This is a genomic window from Paraburkholderia sp. FT54, assembly GCF_031585635.1.
Lineage (GTDB): Bacteria > Pseudomonadota > Gammaproteobacteria > Burkholderiales > Burkholderiaceae > Paraburkholderia.
In genome coordinates, this window is sequence record NZ_CP134198.1 from 143,403 (window position 1) to 158,789 (window position 15,387).

At 60.8% G+C, this 15,387-nt stretch carries 11 protein-coding genes and 5 pseudogenes; 5 read left to right on the top strand and 11 right to left on the bottom strand.

Annotated features, from left to right (window positions below; all coding sequences use genetic code 11):
• Positions 1–15 precede the first annotated feature (15 nt).
• The gene (locus RI103_RS37690) at positions 16–1,488 is read right to left on the bottom strand and encodes an amidase family protein (protein WP_310819773.1); all 1,473 of its coding nucleotides are present in this window, start codon (positions 1,486–1,488) and stop codon (positions 16–18) included.
• A gap of 80 nt (positions 1,489–1,568) precedes the next feature.
• A complete protein-coding gene (locus tag RI103_RS37695; protein ID WP_310819689.1) occupies positions 1,569–2,597 on the bottom strand; it encodes an alpha/beta fold hydrolase in 1,029 nt (342 codons plus the stop codon).
• A gap of 473 nt (positions 2,598–3,070) precedes the next feature.
• Here RI103_RS37695 and RI103_RS37700 point away from each other — a divergent pair.
• Positions 3,071–3,277 (top strand): annotated as a pseudogene (locus RI103_RS37700) (IS110 family transposase); the annotation flags it as partial.
• 265 nt (positions 3,278–3,542) lie between these two features.
• On the opposite strand, the gene RI103_RS37705 reads toward RI103_RS37700, so the two are convergent.
• Together RI103_RS37705 and RI103_RS37710 are read right to left on the bottom strand one after the other, a co-directional pair.
• Complete coding sequence (locus RI103_RS37705; RefSeq protein ID WP_310819774.1) at positions 3,543–4,013, bottom strand: RES family NAD+ phosphorylase; 471 nt, start codon at positions 4,011–4,013, stop codon at positions 3,543–3,545.
• Entirely contained in the window at positions 4,010–4,465 is a 456-nt protein-coding gene (locus RI103_RS37710; protein WP_310819690.1) for an antitoxin Xre/MbcA/ParS toxin-binding domain-containing protein, read from the bottom strand. The genes RI103_RS37705 and RI103_RS37710 overlap by 4 nt, the downstream gene beginning before the upstream one ends.
• Positions 4,466–4,715: 250 nt before the next feature.
• Between RI103_RS37710 and RI103_RS37715 the strand changes: the two are divergent.
• Positions 4,716–5,770 (top strand): annotated as a pseudogene (locus RI103_RS37715) (YhcG family protein).
• A 45-nt stretch (positions 5,771–5,815) separates the two neighbouring features.
• Here RI103_RS37715 and RI103_RS37720 read toward each other — a convergent pair.
• The 7 genes and pseudogenes from RI103_RS37720 to RI103_RS37750 all read right to left on the bottom strand — a co-directional run bounded on the left by RI103_RS37720 (position 5,816) and on the right by RI103_RS37750 (position 12,425).
• Positions 5,816–7,280, bottom strand: a pseudogene (locus RI103_RS37720) (UvrD-helicase domain-containing protein).
• 157 nt (positions 7,281–7,437) lie between these two features.
• The gene (locus RI103_RS37725) at positions 7,438–7,866 is read right to left on the bottom strand and encodes a hypothetical protein (RefSeq protein WP_310819691.1); all 429 of its coding nucleotides are present in this window, start codon (positions 7,864–7,866) and stop codon (positions 7,438–7,440) included.
• 97 nt (positions 7,867–7,963) lie between these two features.
• Complete coding sequence (locus RI103_RS37730) at positions 7,964–8,539, bottom strand: hypothetical protein (RefSeq protein WP_310819692.1); 576 nt, start codon at positions 8,537–8,539, stop codon at positions 7,964–7,966.
• A gap of 1,040 nt (positions 8,540–9,579) precedes the next feature.
• Positions 9,580–10,221 carry a CheR family methyltransferase gene (locus RI103_RS37735; RefSeq protein ID WP_310819775.1) on the bottom strand — a complete coding sequence of 214 codons (642 nt, stop codon included), beginning with the start codon at positions 10,219–10,221 and terminating at the stop codon, positions 9,580–9,582.
• Positions 10,213–10,758 (bottom strand): annotated as a pseudogene (locus tag RI103_RS37740) (chemotaxis protein CheB); the annotation flags it as partial. The pseudogene RI103_RS37740 and the gene RI103_RS37735, both read right to left, overlap by 9 nt.
• A 196-nt stretch (positions 10,759–10,954) precedes the next feature.
• Positions 10,955–11,093: pseudogene (locus RI103_RS37745) on the bottom strand (CopG family ribbon-helix-helix protein); the annotation flags it as partial.
• Between the two features lie 459 nt (positions 11,094–11,552).
• Positions 11,553–12,425, bottom strand: a complete 873-nt coding sequence (locus RI103_RS37750) for a manganese catalase family protein (protein ID WP_310819776.1) — start codon at positions 12,423–12,425, stop codon at positions 11,553–11,555.
• A 547-nt stretch (positions 12,426–12,972) separates the two neighbouring features.
• Between RI103_RS37750 and RI103_RS37755 the strand changes: the two genes are divergently transcribed.
• Genes RI103_RS37755 through RI103_RS37765 form a run of 3 tightly spaced genes read left to right on the top strand, consistent with a single transcriptional unit; the run spans position 12,973 to position 15,107 of the window.
• The gene (locus RI103_RS37755) at positions 12,973–13,689 is read left to right on the top strand and encodes a hypothetical protein (RefSeq protein ID WP_310819693.1); all 717 of its coding nucleotides are present in this window, start codon (positions 12,973–12,975) and stop codon (positions 13,687–13,689) included.
• Positions 13,690–13,720: 31 nt separating this feature from the next.
• The gene (locus tag RI103_RS37760) at positions 13,721–14,194 is read left to right on the top strand and encodes a DUF2382 domain-containing protein (RefSeq protein ID WP_310819694.1); all 474 of its coding nucleotides are present in this window, start codon (positions 13,721–13,723) and stop codon (positions 14,192–14,194) included.
• Entirely contained in the window at positions 14,172–15,107 is a 936-nt protein-coding gene (locus RI103_RS37765; protein WP_310819695.1) for a YsnF/AvaK domain-containing protein, read from the top strand. The genes RI103_RS37760 and RI103_RS37765 overlap by 23 nt, the downstream gene beginning before the upstream one ends.
• Positions 15,108–15,387 lie beyond the last annotated feature (280 nt).

Sequence of the window (15,387 nt, forward strand, 5' to 3'; positions counted from 1 at the left end):
GCAGGACGACGAACATCAGGTTCCTGCGGCCGGATGTGCAATCAGGTTGGCGACGACGGGAGGCTGGACATGGCGCCACGGCTGCGCGGCTTCGAATGCGGCGGCGGCACGCAGCACGGTGGCGTCGGCGAGATGGCGACCGATGATCTGCATGCCAACCGGCAAGCCGTCGCTCGTAAAACCGGCGGGTACGGATGCGGCTGGTTGACCGGTCATGTTTAGCGGGAACGTGAAGGCGAGCCACTGGGTCGTTGAGACCATCCGGCCTTCGATTTTTTCCGGACCTTGAATATGCACGGGGAAGGGCGGCACAGCGAGCGTCGGCGTCAGGATCAGGTCGTAGTCGCGCATAAAGCGCCACATCGTGTTGGTCACTTCCTTGCGCTTCAGGTTGGCGTTGGTGAAGTCCTCGGCGGTCCATGGATGCATGATCATTTCCACCAGATGCCGGGACATGCGGTCGCCGTGCTGCTCGACGATTTTGCGCATGCCGACGAGGTCGGTCTCCTGCGCGACCAGCGCCCAGAAAGCCGCGAAGGGATCGGTGAAACCCGGATGCGCTATCTCGACCGTGCAGCCCAGTTCCTGTTCGAAGACCTTGACAGCCCGGCCAACCACCTCGCGCACTTCCGGGTCGACTGGTGCATAGCCCCAATCCGGGCTGTAGGCCACGCGCAAACCCCGGATGCCGCCATGCGGCGCTTCTTTCCAGTCGAAGTCGGCGGCGGGAAGGGACAACCGGTCACGCTCGTCGGGGCCTGAGATGACGGACAGCATCAGCGCTGCGTCTGCGACGGTGCGCGTGAGCGGACCAATGTGTTCGAGCGATTCCCAGCCCGAGAATCCCGGATACAGTTCGTCGCGGCAGCCCGGATAGAGCGGCACGCGTCCCATTGACGCCTTCATGCCGAAGATGCCGCTATGAGCGGCCGGAATGCGCACCGAACCGCCGCCGTCACTGCCGAGCGCGATCGGACACATGCCCGATACCACCGCCGCGGCCGAACCGGCGCTCGATCCTCCGGGGGTCATCGCCAGATTCCAGGGATTCCTGGTAGTTTCGAAAATCGGGTTATGGCCGACGCCGCTATAGCCGAACTCGGGTACGTTGGTTTTGCCGATGACGATCGCGCCGGCCTGCTTCATGCGTTCGACGGCAACGTCGTCTTCGTCCGCGATAAAGTTCTCATAGGCGGGCGCGCCGCCTGTCATGCGAATGCCCGCGGCGGAGATGAGGTCCTTGATCCCGAACGGCACGCCGGCGAGCGGACCCGGATCGCCCCCAGCCATCACGATGCGCTCGACTGCCTTGGCCTGCTCGAGCGCCAGTTCTGGCGTTGCGGTACAAAATGCATGCACGGACGGTTCTAGCGCGTCCATACGCGCTAGAGCGGCCTTGACCACGTCAATCGCGGACAGCTCTCGGGTCCGGACCGCATGCGCGATCCGGACGGCATCCAGGTTCGACAGTTCGTCGTTTGTCAAAATGAAAGCTCCTTTTAATATTGCGTAGTAGAACTAATGTCTTAGTGACCCACTGACCGTGGGGCCATCGGGCGATCGTGAGCCTAACGTTCCAGCAGGTCGACCAGCGCCGCGTTGACGAATTTGGCGTCGACAGGATTGAGACCTGCGCCGCCTGCCTGATGGCCCCAGATCGACGGAATGGGTCGGTATTCGGCATTGGGCATCTTCGATACCTCGTACTGGCTATCTTCGGGCGGAAAGTACAAGTCGGTTTGTCCTGGCATGACGATGGTTTTTGCCGTGATGCTCGAAAGCGCGAGGTCGAAATCGCCGTTGTAAAGCGGGTTGGCGCTGATGTCGCCGTGTTGCCAGGTCCACAGCATGGCGAGCAGGTCGTTGGCATCGCTTTCCAGAAAGCCACCTTCCCAGAACGTCACGAGGAAGTCCTCCAGCGACGCATATCCAAGCGCCGTGATCGCCAGCTTCTCGCGATAAAACGCCTGCGAAAAGCCCCAGCCCGCATAGACGCGGCCCATCGCGCGCAGGCCACGCGCAGGCGGCTTGTCGTAAAAGCCTTCTTTCCATTCTGCATCCGCGGTGAGCGCCGCCTTGACGCCCTCGAGGAAAACGAAGTTGTGCGGCGAACACCGCGCCGAGCCGCACGAGGGCAGCATGCGCTTCACCATGTCTGGATACATCGAGCCCCAGTGGTATGCCTGCAATGCACCCATCGACCAGCCGGTGACGAGTTCAAGCGTCTCGATGCCGAAAGTTTCGGTGACGAGCCGGTGCTGCAGCTTGACGTTGTCATACGCTGTCACATGCGGAAAGCGGGCCTGGTTGTAGGGCGGCGGGGTATTGCTTGGGGAGCTGGACAAGCCGTTGCCGAGCATGTCCGGAACGATGATGAAGTAGCGTGCGGGGTCGAGCGCCAGGCCGGGGCCGATCAGCCATTCGTTGTCGGCATGCTGGCCGCCGTACCAGGTCGGATAGACGATCGCATTGTCGCGCGCGGCGTTCAGGGTGCCATGCGTCTTGTAGGCAAGCCTGGCGCCACGTAGTGTCGCGCCGGATTGCAGCACAACATTGCCCATTTCGGCAATTTCGAACGTATCTGGTTCTTTCGTCATAGGTTAAACATTTGCGGAAACGGTAAACAAAAAAAGCCCGTCAACCAGGATCGGCCTGGTTGGCGGGCTTCATTGGCCGGGGCCTGCACGGACGCCTTTGTCCGCGCAGGCAAGTGATCAAGGGATTGCTGCTGTGTTTCAGCGCTTGCTGGATGCATCCGGCAGGCAACGCGAGGCGATGTCGCAAATGTCGTGCCTGCTGCCGCGACACGCGGTTAATCACGCATCAAAGCAAGTGCCGGCTTGGGGCGCAGATGGCCGCGGTGCATCTGCTTCGTGACAACGAAGCCGTCGATGTCGTGCACCACATGCGGGCGAACGCGCACCACGCACTTGCACGCGATATGAAAATGCACTGTGAGCGCCGCTAACGCCTGATGGGCTCTGATGTGATGGACGACTCCCGCTAGACGGCGAGAGATTCATGCCAAAGTGGACGGGTCATGATGTCCACGGCAAAAGGAGCGTTCATCATGAAGATAGCAACTGTTGGACTGGATCTGGCCAAAAATGTGTTCCAGCTTCACGCAGTGGATCCGCAAGGCCACCTTGTTGCGCGCAAGCAGTTGAGACGCACGGAAGTACTCCGGTATTTCGCGAAGCTCGAACCGTGCGTAGTCGGCATGGAAGCGTGTGGGTCGTCGCACTACTGGGGCCGGGGGCTCGCAAAGCGAGGGCACACTGAACCGCACCGGGTTCCCCGGAACGGTTCAGACAGGTGAAATGTTCGGGCAGAACTTCGCTGTCTGCCGCCCAGCAATTTTTACTTTCACGCTCGATCAAGATTGATCGACGATGGTTCAGCCTATGTCGACGGCAGTCGGCCAGTATGGAGTGGACGCTGCCACGCTCAGCGAGTGCCGAGGGACAGGTCGTCCGGGTGATAGCGGGAGAAGACAGCGATCGGCGCTTGAGTATGTCAGCCACCGAGTGCAGAGATCCCGGCTATGGCCGCGTCAAGAGCCGGAGAATGCGTGGATCCTGGCGCACTTCAATGGCCATGCTGATTTCAATGCGCGCAGCGTCTTCATGGGCGGGATTCAGGATGTAGTTGAAGGCGAATGGCATCACCGCGCTTGGTACCCGCAGAAGTGCAGAGGTGGCCTGCGTGAGCCACTCGGTCCCGGCTGCCTGCGTCCAGGCCTGGTCGTCACGCCAATCGGGCGGATACGCATCCTCTCCAATTTCTGCGATCGTGACACCATCGCTCACTTCGACCTTCAGCAGCTGATAGGTATCCGGCAGATCTGCGGTGCTGCTTATTTCCTGATGTACCAGCGTTTCAAGGAGGGCGCCCGCAGGATGCTCCGCGAGATAGACCACAGGTTGTCCCGCAAAATGCCACCGCCCGGGTGCACGAAGGCCGCCGACTCCTTTCAGATCGGCATAGTTACTGATTCTCCACAGGACCATCAGGCAAAGTATCCTTCGTCGATCTGGATCAGTGCGTCCTCCACCAGACGCGCCCCGTGTTCGGTGCTGGCCATCTCAAGTGCACTGCGGCCGGCGAACCGCTTTTGCGGGTTCCGTAACCAGTGCATCGCTTTCGCAGCATTTCCGAAGGTCGCTACAGTCCGCGACAGGATGCGTGCCAGCCGAATCGCCCGATCGGATTCCTCAGTCGAAAGACGTTCATGCTGTTGACGCCGATGAGTGAGGGTCCGGCGCGGGATGATGAATGCGAGTTCGTCCGCCTTCAGTCCCTGCGCCGTCAGGCGATCGATCACCTCGACGGCCACGCGTTTGCTGGCCAGCTCGGCGAGATCGGTCTCGTTACGAATGCGTGCGTCAAGCAGTTGCTCAAGCATTGCCAGCTCCGCCCGACGGGGATTTTGGGCTCCTGTTGGCACAAAGGCGATGGTGGTCATCCAAGGCTCCCATTTGGCAAAATGCCCATCTATTATAGGCATTTTGCCGGATTTCGGGGCGGGGACCTAAGTTTCTTTGGTGTTGTGTCAATTCAATTTAACATAATTCTATTTATCAACAGAACTGATGGGGTACGATGCTATAATCTGAACCCGGAAACCAACGTGATCAGGGTTGCGGGCCGCGTGGCGCCAACCGGATAATCAAGCCTCAATGGCACCGACAACGGCTGCGCAGCGCCTGCAACGCATGAGAGATGACCTGAAAAACCTCGCCACGAGTGAAGAATACCGTCGCTGGCTGTACGAGTTGAAACAGCGCGTCGAGCGTGCCCGTCAGCGTGCCGCTGCCAGCGTGAACCGTGAGCTGATCAAGCTGTACTGGCAGATCGGCAGCGAGATTCTTCAGCGGCAGCAGAACCAGGGTTGGGGCGCGGGCGTCGTCGACCAGCTTGCGCGTGACCTCAAGGCCGCGTTTCCGGACATGCGCGGGTTCTCGCCGCGCAACCTGAAGTACATGCGTGCGCTCGCACAAGCGTTTCCGCAGCCGGAATTTGTGCAACAGCCCGTTGCACAATTACCGTGGTCGCACGTTGTGACACTGCTCGACAAGCTGGACGACGTACGGCAGCGGCTTTGGTATGCGGAAAAGTCCCTTGAGCATGGCTGGTCGCGCAGCGTGCTGACCATGCAGATCGAGACGGCCGCCCATGTGCGTGCCGGCAGCGCCGTCACGAATTTCGCCGACCGGCTGCCACCTTCGCAGTCCGATCTCGCGCGCGACGCGCTGAAGGATCCGTATATCTTCGACTTCCTCGGCCTGGCCGAGAACGCCCAGGAGCGCGACATCGAGCGCGCGCTCACACAGCACATCACCCAGTTCCTGCTCGAGCTCGGCGCGGGGTTTGCGTTTGTCGGACGCCAGTACCGGCTGGAGGTCGGCGGCGACGAGTTTTTCATCGACCTGCTTTTCTACCACCTCAAGCTGCGCTGCTATGTCGTCGTCGAACTGAAAACGACACCGTTCAAGCCCGAATATGCGGGCCAGCTGAACTTCTACCTGTCCGCGATCGATGCGCAGGTCAAGGCGCCCGAGGACCAGCCGACCATCGGCCTGCTGCTGTGCAAGGAAAAGAACCGGCTCGTGGCGGAATATGCGCTGCGCTGCGCGGCGTGGCCAAGCCGATGGGCGTGGCCGAGTACCAACTCATGCGCGAGGTGCCCCCGTCGCTTAAGCCGGGCCTGCCGACCATCGATCAGATCGAGGCCGAACTGCGTCCCGACCTGCCAGACGGCAGTGCGTAAACATCATCGGGCAACGCCCGCCCACGCCGGTTTGACCAGCAGATATTAGCGCCGAAGACTGAAAAGCCGCAGCAGTTCGTTACGCAACCCGGAAATATCGAGGACATGCTGCGCGCGCGTGACCGCCACGTAGAGCAGGCGCAGCTCATCGTCGTCCGGCATCGGGCTGCCGTCGGCACCGCGCAGGCGGAAATCGTTCGCCACCCTGACCCGCTTCCATTCGAGGCCCTTCGCGCGGTGGACAGTCGAGATCACATAGTCGGCGCCGCCATCCGCCACCGAGCGCTGCGCCAGGGCCCGCAGATAGCCAGTACCGAGTTCATCGACGATCCGCACCACTGGGAGCAGGTCCTGGCCAAACGCACTGCGCGCAAACGCCTGTGCGTCGCTCCACGTCTCGAACAGCGAAAACGCCGCCGGGCGGAACGCGCGCTGGCCGGCCAGCAGCCGGTCCGCGCCATCGGCGTACGCGAGAATCTCGGCCGGACTCATCCGGATCGCCGGGCGATGTCCCGCCTCGAGTCCCGCGGCAAACTGCCAGATCGCCGTGACGTTCTTCCGGCACAGGATCGCGTCGACCGGCGGCGCTATCGCGGGATCGTCCACCAAGATCGAGCCGATGGTCGCCTGTCCCCGGATAGGCGTGCGCTCACCGAGCAGTGCGAGCAGTCGGCTGGCAAGCGCCGCAAACGTGGCGCCAAAGCGGAACGACTCCGTGAGCGCGCATTCGGGCGCGTCGATCTGCGCCATCGCATTGACCGCGCCCCGCCACTCATAGATCTGCTGGTACGGGTCGCCCACGTAGATGATCTGCGCGTGGCGCTGCCGGCCGACGACCGACAGCATGACACCGTCGCTGTCCTGCGCCTCGTCGAACAGGAGGTAGTCGGCTTCAATGCGTGGCTCTGAGAGCGCCCAGAGCTTCAGGAGCACGTCAGGCGAAACGGCACTCACCGCGCGCGGACCCGCCCTCTTCCCACAGGCGCCTGACGTAAGGCAGCAGGTAGAGGCGCAGTTGCGCGGCCACCGCATCGTCGATCTTTTCGTCGACGACGATATGCTGGACTGCCGGCTCGATGTCAGCGGACCGGCAGTACCGGTCCCGCCCATCGGCGATCATCCGCCCGATCTCGAACGGGGTGACCTCGACGGCCTTGCCCGTCACCGTTCGCACTTCCAGCGCGCCAAGCCCGTAACGTGCAGCCAGTTCATGCGGTGGCTCGCCATGAAGACTCATCCTGTTTCGCAGCGATGGGCTGACGGATGCCCACGCCAGCGAATGCATCGTCCTGGAGTCGACGTGAGGCGGGAATCGCCGGGCGGCGCTTGCTGCGATTTCACGGTTGAACGCGAGATACATGCCGCGCCGCTGGTCGAACTGTTGGGCCACGAGTTGCAGCGTGGAGGTCTTGCCCGCGCCAGCAAATGCCTTGATCTTCAGGTCCCCGGCGCCACCCGCCGCCGCGATCACGGCCTCCTGCTCCGCCGTTGGAGTAAAGGTCCTCTTCACGCGGTACCAGACCTCATGCGCGCTTGCTCCTGGCGATGTCAAATTGCTGATTCTCGCACGGCCCGCCGTCGATCGGGCGCCCGATCGACGGCAGAACACTTCCGCGTTTGACCACAGCAGACGTCCCATCTGGCGTTCCAAAAACTGACAGCGCCTGTCACGTCTCAACAAGCTCGAGCCCGTTCTCCGCACACCATTGCCTCAGCGCGCTTTCGACAGCATCGGCTTCAAACGCATACCAGCGCTCGAGAACGCCTTTACGCTCCAGCAAATCCTTGAATCGCGCATAAGCCCCCTGCCGCCGGAAAAATCCTTCGACCTGGTCGTAACACGCAGGCAATTCCTGCCCGACAAAGCGCAACGCGAGACGTCCTCCCAGATCGAGCTCGTTCTTATGCGGTATCTCAAGGTAGCGGTCGGACGTTTCAATGTCGTCAGGAAGCTCCTCGTCGAACGCGTCGCTGGAATCGGAAATCCAATAGATTTTGCCCGTATCGAGCGAGACATACGCGTTATGCTCCGTTGGTGCCCCGTAGCTGACGAAGTCGAAAGCCATAGAAAGATCGTCGTGCCTGACTGCGACCATGGCTGTCCTCCCACAGGTTGTAAGGTTCGGGCAGCCGCGTTGGCAACCGGCTCAAGGACAGGGTTGGCCCCGCGTCTTGCCGCATCGGCTACGCGACTCAAAGCTCTTCGCCCGGGTCAGCGAGATCGAGCCGGAACTGCCATCCTTCCATGCTCATCAGCATTCGCCCAAGATCGTTCCACGAGACCTGCCTGCCGTCGACCACCACAAGTGGCAAATGCCCTGCCTGCGACTCGTCCCATTCGATACGCCCGCGCACCGTGCTGTCGATGATCTGGTACTCATGAAAATCGATGTGCCTGACCGACAGTGCGCGACGAATCTTTTCGACGAGTCGCCCGAGCAGCACGAACACATCATCGTCGGCTTCGCCGATCAGCTGGAACCGGTAGCCAGCTGGAATTTCTCCGCGAAGCTCAAAGCCATCCAGAGCAATCCGGTCGCCCAGGAGGCGGAGCTGGAAATGGAACTGGTGGGACTCCCCCTGGCAGTCGATCATCCGGATGGGGTCAAGTCGCACGTTCTCGAAATCGGTGAGTCCGGTGGACTCGGCAATCCTGGCATTGAAGCACGAAGTGCAGAGCAACTCATAGCTGCCATCGCCGGAGCCGCAGTGGATGGTGTCCCAGGGCGGCGTCTGGTTGCCACATTGTTCGCATCGCTCGTGTGCCATGTCGTGCCTGCTGTAACGGTTCTTCCTGCGATTGCTGCGAGGTTGGATTCCGGTTGCCGTCTGTGCCGGCACTATTCGTCGCACGGTGCGGCAACATGCAGCCCGACGAAGCTGCGATGATGTGCGCAGGAACTGGCGAACGGATGCCGCCATTTTGACAGAGACCGCGAGCAGCGCCTAACTGGCGCCGAGCGCCTTGCGCCGCCTGACCGGTAAGGCGACACGCCATCCAGGATCGACGCGTTCGATGAGGTCATTCCCAAACGGTGGCTTCCATGAGGACGCGCTACAGGCCTGATATGCCCGGATCTCGGTAGCCGGCATCACTTCGCCCTAAAACATGGTAGACATCCGAACTAAAATTCCATCATTTCTTTTATGTCAAATTAAATAGGATTCCTAAGTACATTACTCCGATGTCGTTGGTTTGCATAAAACTGTCCCCGCTTTCTGCATAATTTTGTTCCCAGCCCTACTTCGTCGCGTGCAAATGCGGTGTCTGCATGGTCGATGTTCGCCAGCCCGTGATCAATGCGTCGAACGCCACGTTGAGCTCCCACTTCATCGCCATAACGTGCATGTGGTGAGCGGTGCGTCCCGGACCCACTCGCGGCAAACGACCGTTGGAGAAGACACAAAATGACTTCGGGCGTCTGGCTGAGGAACAAGATGCTGCAGAATTTCTTGAAGTAAATTTGTTCCCGCTGACCCGCGCTGCGGTTGTTTCACCGCAGTCTCACGGGAACAAAATTGTGCAATCCAGCGACCGATGAATTCCTTAATATTGCTCATGCCATCCCGGGCACGGCAACGTGTCGATACTAACGAAAGAACAGGTCCCGCTCCACGTGTTGCGCCCAAAACTCTTCCGCCAATACGCAACGCACACGATTTCGTAACCCGATCGGCAGTTGCTCCGCACACTGAGTGACCATGGAGCGTGGCTGAACAGACTTCCGCTGTGAATGAGGCCAGTTTTTTGCGAACGGACGAATCCTTCGCGAGGCCGCGTCGGCGACCGGTCTTCTGGCATGGGCAAGCTAGATTGCCTCGCGTACCCTGTCGCGCAGTCTGGAAAGCTGGATGTGCCGGCCGGCACGGGCCTTTTCCAGCGCCTCCGGACTGATGTCGGTGCCGAAAATCTGAAGGGTCGTGGCCTTCGCGCGGTGACCCAGGTATTCAAGCAGACAGATGGCAATCGAATACACCTCTTCCCCGGTCGCGCACCCCGGTACCCAGATCCGGAGGGTGGAACTCGTGTCACCCTCGCCCATGAAACGCGGGAAAACACTCTGGGTCAGCGCTTCGAAGGTTTCCGGGTCACGAAAGAATTCGGTGACGTGGATGAGCAGGTCCCGGCCCAACGCCAGCGTTTCCGCAGGCTCTGATTCGAGCACCGAAATATAATCGGGCAATGAAACAAGCTGGCGCAACGCCATCCGCCGGGACAATCGGCGTTGGATGGTGTCGTGCTTGTAACGGGTGAAGTCAATGTTGCATGCGCTCTGGAGCAGGCGAAAGATCGGACGCAGACTCGCTTCTGACGCATGGGCCGGCTCTTCCTTCAGACCCGGCGCCGTCGTCAACCGAGGGTTTTGCCTGATTCGCGTCATTTCTCTTGCGATTTCACGGGGCGCCAGTACTCGGTCGACGCGGCCCAGGCCAATCGCGGCGCGTGGCATGCCGTTAAAGATCGCCGATGCGTCCTGAGCGAACGTGATTCCTCCTTCAGCCTGCACCGCCTTAAGACCGAGCGCGCCGTCCGATCCGCTGCCGGAGAGAATGATGCCTATGGCGTCGGAGCCTTGGTCTCTGGCCAACGAGTCCAACAGATCATCAATTGGCATCGGCGGTCCAAGCGTTTCGTCGCGCGGTCGCAACCGGATCTGACGGTCGACCACGAACATGCGCTTATTCGCAGGAATCGTATAGAGGTGGTCCACCTGGATCGCCATGCCCTCGACGGCTTCCTGTACCGGCATGGCCACGCGTTAAGCCAGGATTTCAGGGAGTAGGCTGCGTCGGGATGGGTCGAGGTGCTGCACGATGAGAAACGCCATGCCGCTCACGGCCGGCACTTCGGACATCAGTTCGGAAACTGCTTCAAGTCCACGCGCAGACGCGCCGATGCCGACGACGGGAAACGCCGGCGGCGCTGCTTCATTTTCCGGCGTGGCAAAATTATTCATCGTGTCTCCGTTCCAGGAAAGCGTCACCATTTGCGCAACTTCGTCGCGACCTGGGCAGCCGCTACCGGCCTCCCCCGTTTGCACTGCCACTGTCGCTGTGAAGGTCTGAGTGCGTCGCCTTTCAACGAGCAAGTCCAGTGCCACTCTTAAATGCTCTGGGGATCGGCCGAGGTAGGGGCAGCAGATTCGGCAGGAGATTCCGGAAGCAGCCCGTCAAGCCGTTCCTGCCCGTCAGCCCAGGCGGCCATTGCCTGCTTGAGGATCCACCCGCGGGAGCGATCAAGGCGGGCCGCAAGCTGATGCACTTTTTCAGCCAGACATACAGGAACGTGTGCGGTGAGCACCCTCGCGGTTGCGCTGGGCACGGCGTTGCCTTTCGTTGCCTGATGAGGCAGGGCATTGGGAGAGCGAACCCGACTCGCTGCCGGATGCCCCGACACGGATAGGATCATTCTAATCGAAACGATCTGAATCGATTAACCCGGCGGCCGGCAAGGAGCCGTAAAGGCTCATTGCCCGCGACGATCGATGTACAGATTAATGTTGTGCCTTACAAAATTCAAGTTGAGGCGATTAGCCTCTGGCGCGATCGCACGGGTCGGCATGCGGTGGAGCGGCTCTAGCCTGACACGTTTTGCGCAAGCGGCCGAGGCCAGGCTCCTTATTACCGACTCGCACGTCGTCGCGCGCTGGACCATTTTTTAAATGTGATATGCCTACGCCTGGCCTCGATTCGGAACGGGCCGCCACGCGTGTCACCGCGTGGCGGCCGGCACCCGGGGGAAGCGGCAGCGACAGAATTGCCGCCTCTCAGACGGGAATCCCTAGCTCGCCTGTCCCACACCGAGGTCGGCACCCGTGGTCGGATCGGATGATGCGTCGGAAGCCGTGCGTGACGCCATTGCCTGAAGCACCCTCACATCCTTCTGGGATACGTTGACCGTGGCCATGCCGTCGCCGCCATCAACCGCGGGCTCGGGCGAGTCGACAAATTCCCACTCCGGTCCTTCGTTCCAGGGCCCGCGCGGCGCGTCGTCGCCTTTCGACATGTTGTAATACACGCTCGTGAATTCGGGCACGCCCGGCAGTTTGCCCTGCGGAAAGTTCGGCTGGATAGAATGCAACGCTTTCTCGAACGATTTCTGATGGGCAATCTCCCGCGTCATGAGAAACCCAAGCGTTTCCTTGATGCCTGGATCATCGGTGACGTTGATCAGTCGTTCGTAAACGATCTTGGCGCGCGCCTCTGCCGCTATGTTCGACCGGAGATCGGCGGTTGGATCGCCGATCGTGTCCACGTACGAGGCACACCACGGCACTCCGGCCGAATTCGTCAATGCCGGTCCGCCGCCATAGAGCAGCGCGGTCGTGTGGGAGTCGTTTCCACCGCCAGTCATTGAACGGTACAGTTCGGCCTCCGCTTCGACCGCTTCGGCAAGTTGACCTTTTGCGCTCTTGTTGAGCATCGCAACGATCGATCCGACAATTTCCAGGTGACTCATTTCCTCTGTCGCAATGTCGAAAAGCAGATCCTTGCGACCCGGATCGTCTTCGCCAATCGCCTGCGTGAAGTAGCGACACGCTGCGCCGAGTTCGCCCTGAGGCCCGCCGAACTGTTCGAGAAGAAGGTTGGCAAGACCAGGGTTGGGCGCCGCGACGCGAACCGTGTATTGCAGACGTTTGTTATGGATAAACATGGTGCTTCTCCGGTGACCGGCACGATTGAATCCTCCATCACCGTCGTTGCGCTTCATGCGCAACCATCACCCGGCATGAGTGGAGGCTTTCGCAGCCGTAGGTTAGGCCGGACAGCGGCGCGGACCTGAAGCGTCGCACCACACCCAGAGATGGGCGCCCGGTTCTCAGAGCAGAATCGCTCTGGCAAGATCGACGGCGGTATTGCCGTGCACGGCATTCGCTGCCTGGAGAGAGATTGAGCACGCGCTGTGCCTGTCTGTATTGATCGCGTTGCGCAGTCGCGCGCTCGGCGCATCTGGCGGACGTGTCGTAACTATCGACACCTGGACATCCCACGAATGACAAAGCGCAAAGCAGATTCCGCTTCGCTGGGGGACGCTCGCGGCGAAATCGTCTGCAAAGCTCAATTCGACATGAGCGTTGCCACGCAATTGGTTGCCAGCCCAACTTAGGGCGCGTCGGGAACAGCCGTTGCGCGGATCAGATGTCATGGGCACAAGCAAACCCGTGTTCAATCCCACCGATCGTCAACGTTACGGGCCAACCATGAAAGTCCTTACCACGCAGAGCGGATTACCCCGTCTTTCCTGGGGCTCCGTGATCGCGGGTGTCATCCTCTCGCTGATTGTCTATCTGATGCTCAGCGTGCTTGGCGCAGCAATCGGCACGTCGGCTCTCTCCCCTATTTCACGACCCAATCCTTTGCAAGGGTTTGGCTTCGGCTCTGGCGCTTATCTGATCGTGATGACCGTTATCGCCGTCTTCATTGGTTCTTATTTTGCGGGACGCTGCGCGCCTGTGCTCGGGTGGCTCCACGGACTGCTCGCGTGGGCGGTCATGATTCTGATGGTTATCTACGGAGCGACGTCTCTGGTCGGAAGCGCGGTGAGCGCGGCCGGAAGTGTTGCATCGAGCAGCGCGACGGTCGGCGCAGCGGCCAACCCATCCAATCCTGCCGGCGCCATGGCGGGATCGTTGACGCAGCGCGTTCAAGGCGCAATCGCCTCCGCGACGGCCGAGGCGCCAAGTCCGCAAGCTGACGCTGACGCAAGGCAGGCGGCGGACACTGCCGCGCGGAACGTGGCGCGCGCCTCGTGGTTTTCGTTTGCAGCGCTCGTTGTGGGCGCAATTATCTCGATCGTGTCGGGTCATGCCGGGTTTCGCCACCAGCCGCCCTTCGAGGAAGCGGGCGGCGCATCGACAGACGATCCTCTCGTGCGCCGCAACGCCACACGCGTTGTGCCCGGCCGGCCGGTTGCCTGATCGGTCGAATTGACCATTTGCAGGAGTCGCCATGACCGACAGCAACGAAACTCCCGACGCGTGCGCCTTAACCGCCGGAACTCAAAGCGTGACCGCGACTGAGCAGCGACTGCATGTTGGCGTGTCGGAGCATGAAACTGCGAGCGTGCGCGTTCACACGATCGTTCATAAGGATCTGCAGGACATTCCCGTCGTACTGAAACGTCGTCTCGTCTCAATACATCGCGTTCCGGTCAACCGGTGGGTAGATACCGAGTTCGAGCCGGTTCGGAACGGCAATCAATTGATTGTGCCCGTCTTCGAATATGTGCCGGTGACCGAATTGAAGCTGATGCTGAAAGAAGAGATTCATATCGTTGTTGAAGAAACAGAAGAAACGAGCGTGCATCAGGCCGAGGTGCAGCGGCAGGAAGTTGTGGTGGAACGGCGAACCGGAACAGAAGGAGACTGGATCGCGCAACCCGCGGCGCCGTCCTCCCAAGATGGTGAGCAGTCGACGTTTTGAGAGCAGGCATACATCCTGGCTGAAGTTTGGCCACTCACCATCTTGGAGTATCACAATGTCACAAGTTCTTGTAGGTGTATTCGACTCGTTCGAGCAGGCTGAACATGCCATCGTGCGGCTCACGCAGGCGGGGATCCCGAGAAGCGACATGGAAATTCATGCCAACGGCCAGACGGAGGATGCGCTAGCGGTCGATAGCCCTGTCGAGCAACAGCCCGCGGTTACAACCGACGAATCTTCCAGCAAAATCGGCCGCTTTTTCAGCAACCTGTTTGGCCACGACGAACCGCCGGCGGAAGTCGGTCATTACCAGGAAGCGGTGCGCCGCGGCGGCGCTGTGCTGACCGTCACGGTACTCGACGAAACGCAAGTATCGACAGTCCGGTCTGCCCTGCATGAAGCGGGAGCGGTTGATATCGACGAACGCGTGACCCAGTGGCAAAACGCCGGTTATCAAGGCTACGATCCGAGCGCCGCGCGGTACTCGGCTGACGAGACTGCGGCCGAGCGGCAGTCGTTTGCGGTCGTGCGCGAGTCGCTTGATGTCGGCAAGCGCGAAGTGCAGACCGGTGGCGTGCGCGTCTATTCCCACGCGACCGAAACGCCCGTGAGCGAAGCCGTCAGCTTGCGTGAGGAACATGCCACGGTTGACAGGCATCCCGTGGACCGCATCGCGACAGCGGAAGACCTCAAGGCCCGCTCGGTTGAAGTGCTGGAAACGGCCGAGCACGCCGTCGTGGCGAAGACTGCTCATGTGGTGGAAGAAGTCACAGTGGGCAAGAAGGCTTCGGAGCGTACAGAGACCATCCATGAGACGCTTAAAGGCACGGAGGTGGAGGTGGAACGCCTGGATGGCGAGGCGACTGGCGCACCTGCCATTCCGGCAAACGTCCCGCCGGCCACGCGTGCGTAAAGAAAAACTCCTGTCCCGCCGGCAAGTCGCCGCCGGCGGGACCACACGCCAATTTCCCCTGAATGAGTCCACCATGAAAAATCCATGGGTTAAAAAGAATCCTTTCCTCAGCATGTGGCTGAGTGGCGCAAACAGCGTGGCGGGAGCCGCGCGAGGCCACGCAGCGGCAGCGGCGAAACGCGGAGCCACTGCATTCTGGTCAGCCGCTTTGACGCCACCAAAGCCGAAGAAGAAAAAGCCACGGCGTTGAGCGGACACCAGTGACACCGGCGGTATTTCT